This window comes from Pantoea agglomerans, from assembly GCF_021397715.1.
In the GTDB taxonomy this organism is placed as follows: Bacteria; Pseudomonadota; Gammaproteobacteria; order Enterobacterales; family Enterobacteriaceae; genus Pantoea; species Pantoea astica.
This window is the reverse complement of record NZ_CP090207.1, coordinates 3,598,582-3,614,544: the sequence shown is the minus strand read 5'-3', so window position 1 is coordinate 3,614,544 and position 15,963 is coordinate 3,598,582. Positions and strand designations below refer to the sequence as shown.

Sequence of the window (15,963 nt, the reverse complement as noted above, 5' to 3'; positions counted from 1 at the left end):
CTCAGCGCCCCAGATAAACGTCGATAACCTGCTCATTGGCCTGCACCTCGCGCAACGAGCCTTCGGCCAGTACCTGTCCCTGATGCAGCACCGTGACGTGGTCGGCAATGGTTTCGACAAAGCCCATATCATGCTCCACCACCATCAGCGAATGCTTACCCGCCAGATTGCGAAACAGCTCGGCAGTGTAGTCCGTTTCGGCATCGGTCATGCCCGCCGCCGGTTCATCCAGCAGCAGCAGATGCGGCTCCTGCACCAGCAGCATACCGATCTCCAGAAACTGCTTCTGACCGTGCGACAGCAGGCCCGCTCGACGCTGCCGTTCAGCGCCGAGCCGCAACAGCTTCAGCACCTCATCAATCCGATCCTGCTGCTCGCCACTGAGGCGAGCGCGCAGGCTGGCCCACACCGATTTGTCAGCCTTCAGGGCGATCTCCAGGTTCTCAAACACGGTTAACGCTTCAAACACCGTCGGCTTCTGGAACTTACGGCCGATCCCGGCGCGGGCGATCTCCACCGGCGACAGGCGGGTAAGATCGCTGTCCTGATCGTAGATTACCCGGCCGGAATCGGGCCGCGTCTTGCCGGTGATCACGTCCATCAGCGTGGTTTTGCCCGCGCCGTTAGGGCCGATCACGCAGCGCAGTTCGCCGACGCCGATCTGCAACGAGAGATCGGTCAGAGCGCGGAAGCCGTCGAACGAGACGCTGATCTTCTCCAGCTGCAGTACCGGATCGCGCTGCGCCCGATGGCGATCCGCCGGGTGAGGTTGGGTAAAGAGTGCGTCAGTCATGTTTCCTCCGGCGCAGCAGGCCAATCACGCCGTGCGGCAGAAAGAGCGTCACCAGGATAAACATCAGGCCGAGGAAAAACAGCCAGTATTCCGGAAACGCGACGGTGAAAAAGCTGCGCGCGCCGTTCACGATCGCCGCACCCAGCAGCGGACCGATCAGCGTACCGCGACCGCCCAGCGCCACCCAGATGGCGGCTTCAATTGAGTTGGCTGGCGACATCTCACCGGGATTAATAATCCCGACCTGCGGCACGTAAAGCGCTCCGGCCAGCCCGCACAGCATCGCCGACAGCGTCCAGACAAACAGCTTAAAGCCGCGCGGATCGTAACCGCAGAACATCAGACGGTTTTCGGCGTCGCGCACCGCGGTCAGTACCCGGCCAAACTTGCTGCGCGCCAGCGCGAAGCCGATCGCCAGGCTCAGCAACAGCAATCCTACCGTCGCGATAAACAGGCCGATGCGGGTGCCGGTCGCGCTGACTGAAAAGCCGAGCAGGGTGGTAAAGCCGGTGAAACCGTTGTTGCCGCCAAAGCCGGTTTCATTGCGGAAAAACAGCAGCATACCGGCGTAGGTCAGCGCCTGGGTGATGATGGAGAAGTAAACGCCTTTGATGCGGGATCGAAAGGCAAAAAAGCCAAATACCAGCGCCAGCAGGCCCGGCGCCAGTACGCTGAGGCAGAGCGCCCAGGCGAAGTGCTCGGTCCCGCTCCAGAACCACGGCAGCTCACGCCATGACAGAAAGGACATAAAGGCCGGTAGGCCTTCGCCCGCCGCCTGGCGCATCAGGTACATGCCCATCGCGTAGCCGCCCAGGGCGAAAAACAGACCGTGCCCCAGCGACAGCAGACCGGCGTAGCCCCACACCAGATCGAGCGCTACCGCCACTACCGCATAGCAGAGGATTTTGCCGACCAGCGTCAGGGTATAGGTGGAGATCGCCAGCGGATGACTGGCTGGCAGCAGTGCCAGAAACGGCATCACCAGCAGCGCCAGCGTCACCACCAGGCCGATGCTGAGCGTCAGGCGCGGCGCTTTGCGCGCAGCACGGAGCGTCATGGGTTGCGTCATCAGTCAGTCACCCTTCCTTTCACCGCAAACAGCCCCTGAGGACGTTTCTGGATAAACAGCACGATAATCACCAGAATCAGGATCTTGCCGAGCACCGCGCCAATTTGCGGCTCCAGCACTTTATTAAGAATGCCGAGGCTGAAGGCGGCAACCACGGTGCCCGCCAGCTGGCCGACGCCGCCCAGCACCACCACCAGAAACGAGTCGATAATGTAGCCCTGGCCGAGTTCCGGTCCGACGTTGCCGAGTTGCGACAGCGCCACGCCGCCCAGACCGGCAATGCCGGAACCCAGGCCAAACGCCAGCATATCGACGCGACCAGTCGGCACGCCGCAGCAGTCCGCCATGGCGCGGTTCTGGGTCACGGCGCGCACGTTCATGCCAAGACGGGTGCGATTCAGCAGCAGCCAGGTGAGCGCCAGCACAAACACCACAAACAGGATCACCGCGATGCGGTTCCACGGCAGCACCAGGTTAGGCAGGACCTGCAATCCGCCCGACAGCCATTGCGGATTCGCCACTTCGAGGTTTTGCGCCCCGAACAGCATCCGCACCGCCTGGATCAGCATCAGGCTGATTCCCCAGGTCGCCAGCAGCGTCTCCAGCGGGCGACCGTAGAGATGGCGGATCACCGTGCGCTCCAGCGCCATCCCGATAGCGGCCGTCACCATAAACGCCACCGGCAGCGCCAGCAGCGGATACCAGGCTAAATAGTGCGGGGCAAACTGCTGAAACAGGCTCTGTACCCACCAGGTGGCATAGGCACCGAGCATCAGCATTTCGCCGTGCGCCATATTGATCACCCCAAGCAGGCCGTAAGTGATCGCCAGTCCCAGCGCCGCCAGCAGCAATACCGAGCCCAGCGACAGACCGCTGAACGCCTGGCCCAGCAGATCGCCCCACATCAGGCGTTTCTGGATCTGTTGCAGGCTGTCGGCGGCGGCGGCGCGCACCGTGGCGTCCGGTTCATTTGTCGGCTGGGTTAAGCGTTGCAGGCTGGCCTGGGTATTGGGATCGCTGGACTCACCCAGCAGCGTCACCGCCTTGAGCCGCACCATCGGCTGGGCATCCGCCAGCTGCAGGTTAGCCAGCGCCAGCGTCAGCGCGGCATGTACCCGGCTATCTTTTTCAGCCGCCAGCCGCTGCTCAATCAGCGGCAGCTGATCGGCCGCGCCATCATTTTGTAGCTGTCGTGCAGCGCGCAGCCGCAGATCGGCATCGTCACTCACCAGCTGGTGGGCCGCCAGTGCGCCGTTAATCAGCACCCGCAGCCGGTTGTTGATAAACAGTTTTTTCAGAGGGCCGTCTGGCTGTGGCTGGGCATCCAGCGGCAGCAGCCTGTTGCCCTGCTGGCTGAACGGTTGTTTATTCTGGTCGATGACCACGCTTTCGGCATTCAGCGCTTCCAGCAGCGGTAACCGGCTGCTGTCTGGCGCGGCGGCCCACTGTTGCAGCAGTGTCGCCTGCTGGCTGCGGCTGGCAGCGGCGAAGTCGGCCGCCGGTCCGGCGCTGGCAAGCAGCGGCATCAGCAGCAGCAGGCTGAAAAGGCAGCGGCAAAGGTTCATAGAGAGGACCTCGTTAAAGAGATAAGCGGCAGACGATCTGCGTTGTGCCATCTACGCAGCGGGGCGCCGGTCTGCAAAGCCGCAGGCCGGCACCTGACGCACTTACTGCGCGGCTTTCATCGGGTGATCCGGTTTCTTATCATTACCGGCAATGTACGGGCTCCACGGCTGCGCGCGTACCGGCTGATCGGTCTGCCACACCACGTTGAACTGGCCGTTCTCTTCCACTTCGCCAATCATCACCGGCTTATGCAGATGGTGGTTGGTCTGATCCATGGTCAGGGTAAAGCCGTCTGGTGCCTTAAAGGTCTGACCGGCCATCGCCGCCCGCACTTTATCCACGTCGGTGGTACCGGCTTTTTCTACCGCCTGCGCCCACATATGAATGCCGACATAGGTCGCTTCCATCGGATCGTTGGTTACTACCGTCGCGGCGTTTGGCAGGTTGTGTGCCTTCGCATAGGCGCGATAGTCGGCGACAAATTTCGCGTTGGTCGGGTTATCGATCGACTCAAAATAGTTCCAGGCAGCTAGCTGACCGACCAGCGGTTTGGTATCGATACCGCGCAGCTCCTCTTCGCCGACCGAGAAGGCCACCACCGGAATATCGGTGGCTTTAATGCCCTGATTCGCCAGCTCTTTATAGAAGGGAACGTTGGAGTCGCCGTTGATGGTGGAGACCACCGCCGTTTTGCCGCCGGCAGCAAACTTTTTGATGTTGGCGACGATGGTCTGATAATCGCTGTAACCAAACGGCGTGTAGACCTCTTCGATATCTTTATCCTGTACGCCTTTGCTGTGCAGGAAGGCGCGCAGGATCTTATTGGTGGTGCGCGGATAGACATAATCGGTGCCGAGCAGGAAGAAGCGTTTCGCGCTGCCGCCATCCTCGCTCATCAGATATTCCACCGCCGGGATCGCCTGCTGGTTAGGCGCTGCGCCGGTGTAGAACACGTTAGGTGACATCTCTTCACCTTCATACTGCACCGGATAGAACAGCAGGCCATTCAGCTCCTCAAACACCGGCAGCACCGATTTACGCGATACCGAGGTCCAGCAGCCAAACACCACGGCCGCTTTATCCTGGGTCAGTAACTGCCGCGCCTTCTCGGCAAACAGTGGCCAGTTGGAGGCGGGATCGACCACCACCGGCTCCAGCTTTTTCCCCAGCACGCCGCCTTTGGCGTTGATCTCATCAATGGTCATCAGCGCCACATCCTTCAGTGGCGTTTCCGAAATTGCCATGGTCCCGGAGAGGGAATGCATAATACCGACCTTAATGGTGTCAGCCGCCTGAGCACTCCAGGCGAGACCCATGCTGGCAACGGTAGCGGAAAGCGCGAAAGCCTTGAGCAATGAACGTCTTTTCATGGTGATAAAACCCCTAATTGTGATGTTTGTTATTCAATGGGTTGAAGCCGGGCCTGCTGGAGTCGGTGCAAAGTAATTTTCCTGACTTCCGCCTTGCTGACGGCGATATGGTCGGTCAGGATGCGTTGTGCCTCCTCGGTCTGTTGCTGAAAAATCGCCTGTAAAATCTGTTCATGCTCCTGATAGGTCGCGGTTATCCGATCGTCAGAGGTGAAGTCGAGACGGCGGATGATGCGGATTTTCTCCGTCAGCTCAGCGTGAATACGCGCCATCTCCGGATTGCCTGCGGCGGCGACCAGCGTCATGTGAAACGCCTCATCATGTTGTGACACGGTAAGGCCGGCAGTCAGCCGCTCGTCCTGGCACCAGAAGCGTGTCAGCCCGCTTAACAGGGCGCTGCACTGCGCGGCGGGCAGGGCGCACAACCGTTTCACCGCCTCACACTCCAGCACGGTACGCAGGTCATACAGCGACTCGAACCAGGCAAAATCGAAATTCCTGATCTGCCAGCCGCTGCGGAACCACACCTCAACGAAGCCTTCACGTTCCAGCCGGAACAGCGCCTGACGGACCGGGGTGCGGCTGACCGCCATGCGACCGGCAATTTCACTTTCGCTGAAGCGGTCGCCGGGCATCAGGCGAAAGGCAAAAATCTCCTCCTTCAGCGCCTGATAAACCCGTTCCGCCAGCGCTTCCGGCCGGACTTTCGGGGTGGGAGAATGCATCGTCATCGTGACTCCTTATTCCAGCCACAGCAGGCTTTCGCCCGGACTCACCGGACGACCCGCCTGACAGGCAATACGTTTCACCCGTCCGTTCTGCGGCGCGACAATCGCCAGCTCCATCTTCATCGCCTCGACGATCACCAGCGTCTGACCGGCGCTGACCGTCTCACCCGGTTGCACCAGCACTTTCCAGATGTTGCCATTCATATCGGCCTGCACCGCCAGCGCGCTCTCATCCTGCTCAGCGACCGGCGGCGGGGCATCCGGCGTCAGCGGCGCGTTCTGCTCTTCCTCTGCCCACAGCGTTACTTCCCGCTCAAACGCGGCCGCCTGACGCTGGCGGAAGGCCGCAATCTCCCCGGCGTTGTCCGCCAGGAACTGCTGGTGGGCAGCGAAATCAAACTCTGTCTCTTCAATCCGTACGCTGGCGCGGCCTTCGCGGAAATCTTCCCGCAGCTGCGTCAGTTCGGCTTCGCTCACCGGATAGAAACGCACCTGATCGAAGAAGCGCAGCAGCCACGGCTCTTCAGCCGCGAACTGCGGGTTTTTCAGGAAGGTGTTCCAGATCGGTAACGTGCGGCCAACCAGCTGATAGCCGCCGGGTGAATCCATGCCGTAAATGCACATGTACATGCCGCCGATGCCGACCGTGCCTTCGGCGGTGAAGGTGCGTGCCGGACTGTATTTGGAACTCAGCAGACGATGGCGCGGATCGATCGGCACCGCACAGGGCGCGCCGAGATAGACATCGCCCAGCCCAAGCACCAGATAGCTGGCGTTGAACAGGGTGTCGCGCACCTGTTCGCGATCGGTTAATCCATTGATACGCTGAATAAAATCAACGTTGTTTGGCAGCCAGGGCGCGCTGGACCGTACCGTCTCCTGATAGCGGGTTACCGCATCCAGCGTGGCACTGTCCTCAAACGCCATCGGCATCCAGACCACGCGCGACGGCACTTTCAGCGTGCTGACGTCGCCCAGCGTCGCTTCCAGCGTCAGCAACAGCGACATCAGTTCAGACTGACTGAGGATGCGGCTGTCGTAGCGCACCTGCAGCGAACGCACGCCGGGCGACAGCTCTTCGACGCCGGGCACCGCCCGCTCGCGTAGTGCAGCCATCAGCAGGTGAACGCGCAGTCGCAGCGCCAGATCCAGCACGTTATCGCCATATTCAATCAGCACATATTTGTCGCCCGCCTGACGGTAAACCGCCTGCGGTGTGGTTGCGGTGGCGTCCAGTGCGGCCAGCACGGTGGCGGAACCGTGCTCGGTTTCGGCCAGCGAAGGGATAGCAAACGCGGGGGAATGATGTGGGCGCAGCGTGGCGATCGCCTGCTGCTGTGCCTTTTCCCGCGCCAGTGCTTCATCAGCCGCGATCGGATGGAAACGAATGCGATCGCCCGGTTTAACCTGACCGACTTTCCACAGCTCGGCTTTGGCGATGGTGACCGGACAGACGAACCCGCCCAGGCTCGGGCCGTCATGCGTCAGGATCACCGGGAAGTCGCCGGTAAAATTGATGGCACCAATGGCATATTCGCAGTCGTGGACGTTAGAAGGGTGCAGGCCCGCCTCGCCGCCGTTGGCGCGGGTCCAGCTCGGTTTCGGGCCGACCAGCCGCACGCCGAGGCGGTTGGAGTTGTAATGGACCTGCCAGTCGCTGGCAAAAAATTCGTCGATAGCGGCCTGGGTGAAGAAGTCTGGCGCGCCGTGCGGGCCGTAGAGCACGCCAATGCGCCATTCGGTGCCGTAGTGCGGGATCATGGCCGGATCGGGTGCCTGTGGCGCGCTGATCGGCGGCGGTGTGGTGCAGGCTGGCAGTTCAGGCCGGGAGAGGGTCAGCATGTCCGCGACGCGCAGCGTCCGTCCGGCGTGGCCGCCAAACTGGCCCAGCGAGAAGGTGCTGCGGCTGCCGAGGTATTCCGGCACGTCGAGGCCGTTGCGTACCGCCAGATAGCCGCGGCAGCCCTGTTGCGCGCGACCCAGCGCCAGCGTCTGTCCCGCTTTGATCGTCAGCGGCTGCCAGTTGCTGACCGGCTCGCCCTCCAGCGTCGCCGCACAGTCTGCGCCGGTCAGTGCGATAATCGCATCGCAGTGGAAGCGCAGCGTCGGGCCCTGCAGGGTAAACTCCAGACCCGCCGCAGATTCGTCGTTACCGACAATCCGGTTCGCCAGCCGAAAGGCGAAATCATCCATCGGGCCGGAAGGCGGAACGCCAATGTCCCAGTAGCCGAGGCGGCCGGGATAATCCTGAACCGAGCTGAAGGTACCGGGCTGCAGCACTTCAATCACCGGCGCGGAGGGGGTGAAGCTATCAAGATATCGGGTCCAGACCGCGCCGCTGCGAAACGCCCCGGTCGCCACGATCTGCCGCAGATAGTCGAGGTTAGTAGCGATGCCATGCAGCTGAGTGGCGTCCAGCGCCTGTTGCATCTTCTCCAGCGCCGCCTCGCGGCTGTCGGCGTGCACAATCAGTTTGGCGATCATCGGATCGTAGAAGCTGGAGACTTCGCTGCCGGTATCAATGCCGCTGTCGACGCGCACGCCGGCGGGAAAGCTGACGGCGGTGAGCAGGCCGGGGCTCGGCTGGAAGTTTTTCAGCGGATCTTCCGCGTAGAGCCGCACTTCAATGGCGGCGCCCTGCGGTGGCTGCTGCAGGCGCGGCCAGTCGATCTCATCGCCCGCCGCCACTTTTAACATGCACTCGACCAGATCCAGCCCGGTCACGCATTCGGTGACCGGATGCTCAACCTGCAGCCGGGTATTCACTTCGAGAAAGTAAAACGCCTGCTGAGTGACGTCATAGATATACTCGACGGTACCGGCGCTGCGGTAGTTGACCAGCTCACCCAGACGCACCGCCGAGGCGAGCAGGGCGTCACGCGTGGCGGCCGACAGGCCCGGAGCCGGGGTCTCTTCCACCACTTTTTGATTACGCCGCTGCAGTGAGCAGTCGCGCTCACCCAGCGCGACCACGGTGCCGCGACCGTCGCCAAAGATCTGCACTTCGACATGGCGGGCGCGATCGATGCAGCGCTCCAGAAATACGCCAGCATCACTGAAGAACTGTTCGCCCAGACGACGCACGCTCTCCCAGGCGCTGGCTAACGCCGCGGCATCGGCGCAGCGCGTCAGGCCAATCCCGCCGCCGCCCGCGGTGCTTTTCAGCATCACCGGATAACCGATCTCATCGGCGGCCTGCAATGCCGCCTCCAGCGAATCCAGTAGCGGCGTGCCGGGCGTCATTGGCACACCGGCGCGTGCGGCCAGTTCACGGGCGCGGTGTTTCAGACCGAACTCGCCGATCTGTTGCGCTGTCGGGCCGACAAAGGCGATGCCCGCCTGCTCACAGGCTTCGGCGAACGGCAGGCTCTCGGACAGGAATCCATAGCCCGGCCAGATAGCTTCAGCGCCGCTCTGCTGCGCTGCTGCCAGAATTTTGTCGATGCGCAGATAGCTGTCGCTGGCTTTATCGCCGCCCAGCGCGATCGCCACATCGGCCTGCTTAACGTGCTGCGCATTACGATCGGCATCGGAGTAGACCGCCACGCTTTTCACGCCCAGGCGTTTCAGGGTACGGATGGCGCGACAGGCGATTTCGCCACGGTTGGCAATGAGTACGGTGCTGAACATGGTTTAGTGACTCCCTTGCGTCGCCAGCCAGTTGCGCCAGCCGCCCGTTTCAGTAATTTCCAGCGCGTTTTTGAGCGCGGACCCTTCACAGATAAAGCCTTTTACTACCCGGCCGTCCGCCAGCGTCAGGCTGCCGATGCCCAGCGGCGGCGGGATCTCCGCCACGAACTCACCAAAGCGCGCCAGCGGGATATCCCACAGCTCGACGGTGATAGCGGCACCGCGATCGTCGCGCATCAGGCCAGGTTTTTTGATCGGCCCATTCAGCAGCGCAAACAGGCGATAATCCGGCGCGGTCTGCGTCTCCTCCACCCACACCGCCTGACGGCTGGTGAGCTGGAAGTTAAGCGGCATCCCGGTGAGATGCGCGCCGACCACCGCCACCCGTACGTGATCGGCTGAAGGCGGCAGGACGCGCGACCGGGTCGGCTGCGGCTGGCCGGTGGCACCGAGCGGTAGCGCTAACTGCTGCTGCCAGCGCAACCCAAAGTCGGCCAGCGCACGATCGTGCCAGGCAGGCGCGATCAGCGTAATGCCCGCCGGTAAATCGTCATTGCGGAACGGTCCGGGCAGCGCCAGCGCGGCGAGATCGGCCAGGTTGGTGAAGTTGGTGTAGGTGCCGAACTGTGAGTTGTACGCCACCGGCTCCTGCTTCATCTCCGCCAGCGTGTGGATGGTGGGCGAGGTCGGTACCACCAGCGCGTCAAATTGCGCCAGAGTCTGCTGAATCTGACGCGTCAGCTCCGCCCGCAGGTACTCCGCCTGATACGCCTCAACGGCGCTGTATTTCAGGCCGCTGGCGACGATGCCGTGCACCACCGGGTCCATCTCCGCCGGACGATGCAGCATGTCGCCGACCGCGGCGGTACGCTCGGCCACCCAGGGACCGGAATAGAGCTGCTCTGCCAGCTGGCTGAACGGCGTGAAATCAATCGGCTGCAGCGTTACGCCCGCAATCAGCAGCGCTTCCAGCGCCCGATCCCAGGCCGCTTCGGCTGCCGCATCGTCAAAGAATTCTGGATTCGCCGGGATGGCAAAGTGAGGGTGAGCGGGCAGGCTGGCCGGTGCGGTATGCGGATTGACGCGCGAGTAGGCGTCAGCGGCGTCATAACCACCGGCCAGAGTGGCGACGGTAAAGGCATCCTCCACCGTCAGGGCAAAGACGGAGAGCGTGTCATTCAGCCGACAGGCCGGCACCACGCCGTGCGCAGAAAACCAGCCTTTGGTGGGTTTCAGGCCAACAATATTATTAAATCCGGCCGGGACCCGACCCGAACCGGCGGTGTCGGTGCCGAGTGAGAAGCCGACCAGCCCGCGCGCTAACACCGAGGCGGAACCGGAGCTGGAGCCGCCGCTGACGTAGTCGGCATCAAAGGTATTAGAGACAGCGCCATAGGGTGAACGGGTGCCCACCAGGCCGGTGGCAAACTGATCGAGGTTGGTTTTGCCAATCACCACCGCGCCAGCGGCTTTTAGTCTGGCGACCACCGTCGCGTCGTTATCTGCGATATAGGTAAAGGCCGGGCAGGCGGCGCTGGTCGGCCAGCCAGCAATATCGGTGTTGTCCTTGACGGCGAACGGCACGCCAAACAGCGGCAGCGATGCGGGATCGCGCTGGTACTGCGCCAGCAGCGGTTCCAGCTGCGCCATCAGCTGAGCCGGGGTCGCGAGATAGATCCAGGCGTTATCCTGCGGGTCCAGCGCCGCCAGATGCGCCTCCAGCAGCGGAATAATCTGCTGCGGTGCCGATTGATAGCGTTGCTGCCAGTCGTGAAGGGTCAAGCCAAAGGTCGAAGCCATACGTTGAATTCCAGCTGGTATACAAGATGGGGTTCAACAGAGCAAAGGCTGTGCCATTTTTTTAACGCTATGATTCAACGCGTTAAGTGTGGTTGCCATAAGTTTTTGTGATGATTATTTGCACAATTGCGGCGCAGCGGACGGGCGATGACGGTGCGTTTAACCTCTGCGTGCGTAAATTTTGTGAAGAACATGGCAAGAGCCGGGTGGCCTGGTTAGCATGAAGGGAGTCTGGCAACCTGCCGGCGCCCAGCAACAGAGGAGATTTACGTGGTGAAGTGGCGTAACTGGATGATAGGGATCTGCCTGGTCGGCACGGCCAGCAGCGCATGGGCCGATTCGCTTGATCAACAACGACAGCGTTATCAACAAATTAAACAGGCCTGGGACAGTAACCAGATGGCCACGGTGGATCAGCTGTTGCCAACGCTACAGGATTATCCCCTTTATCCTTATCTGCAGTATCGTCTGCTGGCGCAGGATCTCGATCAGGAGACCAGCCTGGCGGTGCAAAACTTTATCCGTCAGTATCCGACGTTGCCACCGGCGCGTTCGCTCAGCACCCGTTTTATCAACGTGCTGGCGCATCGCCAGGACTGGCAGGGCGTGCTTAATTTCAGTCCGACCGAGCCGAAACCGGTGCAGGCGCGCTGTAACTGGTACTACGCCAAATGGGCCACCGGCCAGCAGCAGGCGGCTTTTGACGGCGCGAAGCAGATCTGGCTGCGCGGCACGGCGTTGCCCAACGATTGCGATAAGCTCTTCTCGGTATGGCAGGCCTCCGGCCAGCTCTCACCGATTACCATTCTGGAACGCATCCGGCTGGCGATGAAAGCGGGCAACGACAGCCTGGTGAGCTATCTGGCGAAATCGTTGCCGGCCGATTACCAGACCATGTCAGATGCGATCCAGGCGCTGCAGCAGGACCCGCTGACGGTCAGCACCTTTGCCAGCGCCGTCGGACCAACAGACTTTACCCGTCAGGCCACTCTTTACGCCTTCACGCGGGTAGCACGGCAGGATATGGAAAACGCCCGCAGCCTGATCCCGATTCTGGCGCGTGCCCAGAAAATGGGGCCGGAGGATGAGCAGGCGCTGAAGGAGATCGTGGTGTGGCGCATGATGGGCAGCGACCTGACTTCAGAACAGGCGCGCTGGCGTGATGCGGTAGTGATGAACAGCGAATCGACCGCGCTGGTGGAACGCCGGGTGCGGCTGGCGCTCTCCCAGCACGATCGCCGCGGTCTGAATACCTGGATCGCCCGCCTGCCGCTGGAAGCTAAAGAGAAGGATGAGTGGCAATACTGGCAGGCCGATCTGCTGTTTGAAAAAGATCGCAAAGAGGAAGCGGAAGAGATCCTGCGTAAGCTGATGCAGGCGCGCGGCTTCTATCCGATGGTAGCGGCGCAGCGACTGGGTGTGGACTATCCGCTGCAGGTCGATGAAGCGCCGAAGCCCGATAGTGCCACGGTTCAGGGCGCAGAGCTGGCCCGGGTTCGTGAGCTGATGTACTGGGGACTGGATAACCTGGCGCGCAGCGAATGGGCTAACCTGATTGCCAGCCGGCCGCACAGTCAGCAGCAGATGCTGGCGCGTTACGCCAACGAGCAGGACTGGTGGGATCTCAGCGTGCAGGCCACCATTACCGCCAAAATGTGGGACAGCCTGAAAGAGCGCTTCCCGCTGGCGTGGCAGAGCGTCTATCAGCGTAATACCCAGGATAAGCAGATCCCGCCGAGCTACGCGATGGCTATCTCACGTCAGGAGAGTGCATGGAACCCGAAAGCGCGCTCACCGGTCGGTGCCAGCGGCCTGATGCAGATCATGCCAGCCACTGCGGCGCATACCGTCAAAATGTACAATATTCCGGGTTACGCCAATACCAGTCAGCTGCTGGACCCGGAGACCAATATCCAGATCGGGACGCAGTACCTGGAGTATGTCTATCAGCAGTTTGGTCAGAACCGGATCTTCGCCTCGGCGGCTTACAATGCCGGGCCTGGACGGGTACGCAGCTGGCAGAAAGTCAGTGGCGGTAACCTCGATGCGGTGGCGTTTATTGAGACCATTCCGTTCTCAGAAACCCGTGGCTACGTGAAGAATGTTCTGGCGTATGACGCCTACTATCGTCACTTCATGGGCCAGCCTGACAAGATCCTGTCAGATGCTGAGTGGAATCGCCGTTACTAGCTGTGCTAAGCTTCCGTACTCTTTAGCGAGTACGGAAGCCTCTTCATGACCCAACCTGATTCCCCCACCGATGCGCACCTGGCAGAGGATAGCTGGCATCGCTTTGTCGGGCTGATGCAGCAGGCGTTTGCGGACGGCCACGCGCTGCCGCTGATGCAGCTGATGATGACACCGGATGAGCGCGAAGCCTTTGGCACCCGTCTGCGGATTATTGAAGAGCTGATGAACGGCGAGATGAGCCAGCGCGAGCTGAAAAACGAGCTTGGGGTCGGCATTGCAACCATCACGCGTGGCTCAAACAGCCTGAAAGAGGCCCCGCCCGAGCTGAAACGCTGGCTGGAAGCGCATCTGGGCCGTCGCTGATCACTGCTGATAAAGCGGATGAACAAACGGGCAGAGCGCCAGGATCAGTGCCTGATGATAGACGCTGGAGCGGCTGAGCAGGCCCTGAGTAAAAGCACCAATCGCGCCGCCCTGCTGTTTAATATTCTCAATGCCGGTTAACCGTGCCATCTCCTCGCCCAGCTCGCGGCCTTCACGCAGTCCAGCCAGTACCACCGGCGGCAACGTGAAGCTGGCCGAGCGGGATTCTCCACGCTGTTTCTGATTTTCCACCACCATCCAGGCAAAGGCGCAGTCATCTTCAATGCCGGCCTCAATGGCCACCCAGAATGCTGCTTCAGGTCGGACCTGTCGGGCATTCATTACCCGCTGACGTGCGCCAGTTCGCGTTTCAAGATGGGTTAACGGCTGTGCGGCAACGCCGCTATCGACCTCGACCCCTTCAATATGGCAGGATCCCTCGCCGAAAACGTCGTTGAATGCCTGCGCAATCGCGCGAATCTTCGCTGGGTTGGTGGTGGCTGCGACAACATGGTACATAATTGATTGAACCCTTAGGTGATTAAGAGCCTGGCCCATCAGGCTATTTTACTGGCCAGCCTGAACCTGAGCAGTGCCACAACCCTTACGTACTGCCTGTACGCTCCGGTTGTTTCGCGCTGCCTCTCGCCAGACTGCCTGCAACGATGACGTCTGATGGGGAAGGCTCTAAGGCGATTTTTGTCGCAGTATAACGGAAACTAAGCATGCTACAGGTCTATCTTGTTCGTCACGGTGAAACGGTATGGAATGCGGAACGCCGCATTCAGGGTCAGTCCGACAGTCCGCTGACGGAAAAAGGTGAGCAACAAGCCCATCAGGTGGGTGAACGCGTCAGGAGTCTGGGCATCACGCACATTATCGCCAGCGATCTCGGGCGTACGCGCCACACGGCTGAGATCATCGCCGATGCCTGTGGTTGCGTGGTGACGCTCGATCCTCGCCTGCGCGAACTGAACATGGGGGTGCTGGAGAAGCGTCCGCTCGACGGGTTAACCGCCGAAGAGGAGCAGTGGCGCGCCACGCTGGTTAACGGTACCGAAGGGGGACGTATCCCGAACGGTGAGTCGATGACCGAGATGGCCACGCGGATGCATCAGGCGCTGAATGCCTGTCTCGATCTGCCTGCGGGCAGCCGGCCACTGATTGTCAGTCACGGCATGGCGCTGGGGGTACTGGTCAGCACCATCCTCGGCCTGCCAGCCCATGCGGAGCGGCGTCTGCGGCTGCGTAACTGCTCGATCTCACGCGTCGATCATCAACAGAGCGCCTGGCTGGCGCAGGGCTGGGTGGTGGAAACGGCCGGGGATATTTCCCATCTTGATGCGCCGGCGCTCGACGAACTGCAGCGCTAAAGAGAAGTACTTTCTGCCGTCGGCATGACGGCAGAAGGGCTTAACTGGCGGCGGGCTGGCGACGAATCGGAATCAGATATTCACAGCGGATCTCTGTTGGCGGCTCGCTGCGCTTTTTACCACCGTCGGTGATAAACCGTTCAATATCCTGTCCCTGGCGGCGGGTCAGGCCCAGCGTCGGCATACAGGTGCCGTACAGCAACAGGATAAACTCCTGCAGCTCAACGCGCGGTCCGGTGTAGGTGAACTGCACATAATCGCCCGCTTCGAGGATCACGCTCTGGCCGGAGTGCAGATTCATGGCGCTGTCGGCCGGCACTGCGGTGGTGTAGAGGATCTCCTGCTCATCATCCTTATCCTGGCTGGCGCGCACCTGGTGCAGGCCATACAGCACCGGCGGCACCGTATCGGTCTCCAGCAGGAACTGCTTCCAGAAGTGGATGCGCATTTCGTCGCGGTAACTGGAGATCTGCTCCAGAGTACAGGTGTAGTTCTGGGTTTGCCCCACCAGCACCGTTTCCGGCAAGGTAACGAAGCTCGGTTCAGGCTGCGTCTCATCGCCGAGGCGAATTGGCGGACGGATGCCAAATGAATTCCACTCTGAAGAGCGGCGATACCAGGCCGGCGTCTGGTTAAACTGCTTTTTAAACGCACGGGTAAAGGTCTGCTGCGAGTCAAAACGATACTGCAGGGCAATATCCAGAATCGGGCGGCTGGTCAGACGCAGTGCAACTGCGGCCTTTGACAGACGTCGCGCACGGATATAAGCGCCAATTGCATGGCCAGTGACGTCCTTGAACATCCTTTGTAAATGCCATTTAGAGTAACCTGCTTTCAGGGCGACGTTGTCCAGTGAAAGGGGTTGATCCAGATGGCTCTCCAGCCAGACAAGCAAATCGCGAATGATACCGGCTTGGTCCATAAAACATCCTCATACTCTGGTGGTGCAGCTAAACGCAGTCGTCGAATAATAGCACTAAATGCTCAAAAGGCGTGGGCAGCTTTCTCAGGAAGATGGTGCTACATCAGTGCGGGCTTAAACCCGTTTTGGTTTGGTCATTAACTCGATTGACAGTACATT

At 61.0% G+C, this 15,963-nt stretch carries 12 protein-coding genes; 3 read left to right on the top strand and 9 right to left on the bottom strand.

Annotation, left to right across the window (positions count from 1 at the left end; translation table 11 throughout):
• Position 1: 1 nt before the first annotated feature.
• The 7 genes from urtD to atzF all read right to left on the bottom strand — a co-directional run bounded on the left by urtD (position 2) and on the right by atzF (position 10,956).
• A complete protein-coding gene (urtD, locus tag LZU96_RS17260; RefSeq protein WP_233985361.1) occupies positions 2 to 793 on the bottom strand; it encodes an urea ABC transporter ATP-binding protein UrtD in 792 nt (263 codons plus the stop codon).
• Positions 786 to 1,862, bottom strand: a complete 1,077-nt coding sequence (gene urtC, locus LZU96_RS17255) for an urea ABC transporter permease subunit UrtC (RefSeq protein WP_233985360.1) — start codon at positions 1,860 to 1,862, stop codon at positions 786 to 788. The genes urtD and urtC overlap by 8 nt, the downstream gene beginning before the upstream one ends.
• Positions 1,862 to 3,427 carry an urea ABC transporter permease subunit UrtB gene (gene urtB, locus LZU96_RS17250; RefSeq protein WP_233985359.1) on the bottom strand — a complete coding sequence of 522 codons (1,566 nt, stop codon included), beginning with the start codon at positions 3,425 to 3,427 and terminating at the stop codon, positions 1,862 to 1,864. The genes urtC and urtB overlap by 1 nt, the downstream gene beginning before the upstream one ends.
• A 102-nt stretch (positions 3,428 to 3,529) precedes the next feature.
• Positions 3,530 to 4,798 (bottom strand): urea ABC transporter substrate-binding protein, encoded by a 1,269-nt coding sequence (gene urtA / locus LZU96_RS17245; protein ID WP_233985358.1) that lies wholly within the window; start codon positions 4,796 to 4,798, stop codon positions 3,530 to 3,532.
• A gap of 29 nt (positions 4,799 to 4,827) precedes the next feature.
• Entirely contained in the window at positions 4,828 to 5,529 is a 702-nt protein-coding gene (locus LZU96_RS17240) for a GntR family transcriptional regulator (protein ID WP_233985357.1), read from the bottom strand.
• Between the two features lie 9 nt (positions 5,530 to 5,538).
• Positions 5,539 to 9,156, bottom strand: a complete 3,618-nt coding sequence (gene uca / locus LZU96_RS17235) for an urea carboxylase (protein ID WP_233985356.1) — start codon at positions 9,154 to 9,156, stop codon at positions 5,539 to 5,541.
• Between the two features lie 3 nt (positions 9,157 to 9,159).
• A complete protein-coding gene (atzF, locus tag LZU96_RS17230; protein ID WP_233985355.1) occupies positions 9,160 to 10,956 on the bottom strand; it encodes an allophanate hydrolase in 1,797 nt (598 codons plus the stop codon).
• Positions 10,957 to 11,226: 270 nt separating this feature from the next.
• On the opposite strand from atzF, the gene sltY reads away from it, so the two are divergent.
• A complete protein-coding gene (gene sltY, locus LZU96_RS17225; RefSeq protein ID WP_233985354.1) occupies positions 11,227 to 13,146 on the top strand; it encodes a murein transglycosylase in 1,920 nt (639 codons plus the stop codon).
• A gap of 45 nt (positions 13,147 to 13,191) precedes the next feature.
• Complete coding sequence (trpR, locus tag LZU96_RS17220) at positions 13,192 to 13,509, top strand: trp operon repressor (protein WP_233985353.1); 318 nt, start codon at positions 13,192 to 13,194, stop codon at positions 13,507 to 13,509.
• Here trpR and yjjX read toward each other — a convergent pair whose 3' ends face one another.
• Complete coding sequence (gene yjjX, locus LZU96_RS17215; RefSeq protein WP_031376028.1) at positions 13,510 to 14,028, bottom strand: inosine/xanthosine triphosphatase; 519 nt, start codon at positions 14,026 to 14,028, stop codon at positions 13,510 to 13,512. It abuts the gene before it with no gap.
• A gap of 206 nt (positions 14,029 to 14,234) precedes the next feature.
• Here yjjX and gpmB point away from each other — a divergent pair, with 206 nt between their 5' ends.
• On the top strand, positions 14,235 to 14,882 hold the full coding sequence (gene gpmB / locus LZU96_RS17210) for a 2,3-diphosphoglycerate-dependent phosphoglycerate mutase GpmB (protein ID WP_233985352.1): 648 nt from the start codon (positions 14,235 to 14,237) through the stop codon (positions 14,880 to 14,882).
• Between the two features lie 40 nt (positions 14,883 to 14,922).
• Here gpmB and robA read toward each other — a convergent pair whose 3' ends face one another.
• A complete protein-coding gene (gene robA, locus LZU96_RS17205) occupies positions 14,923 to 15,804 on the bottom strand; it encodes an MDR efflux pump AcrAB transcriptional activator RobA (protein ID WP_233985351.1) in 882 nt (293 codons plus the stop codon).
• Positions 15,805 to 15,963: the final 159 nt, after the last annotated feature.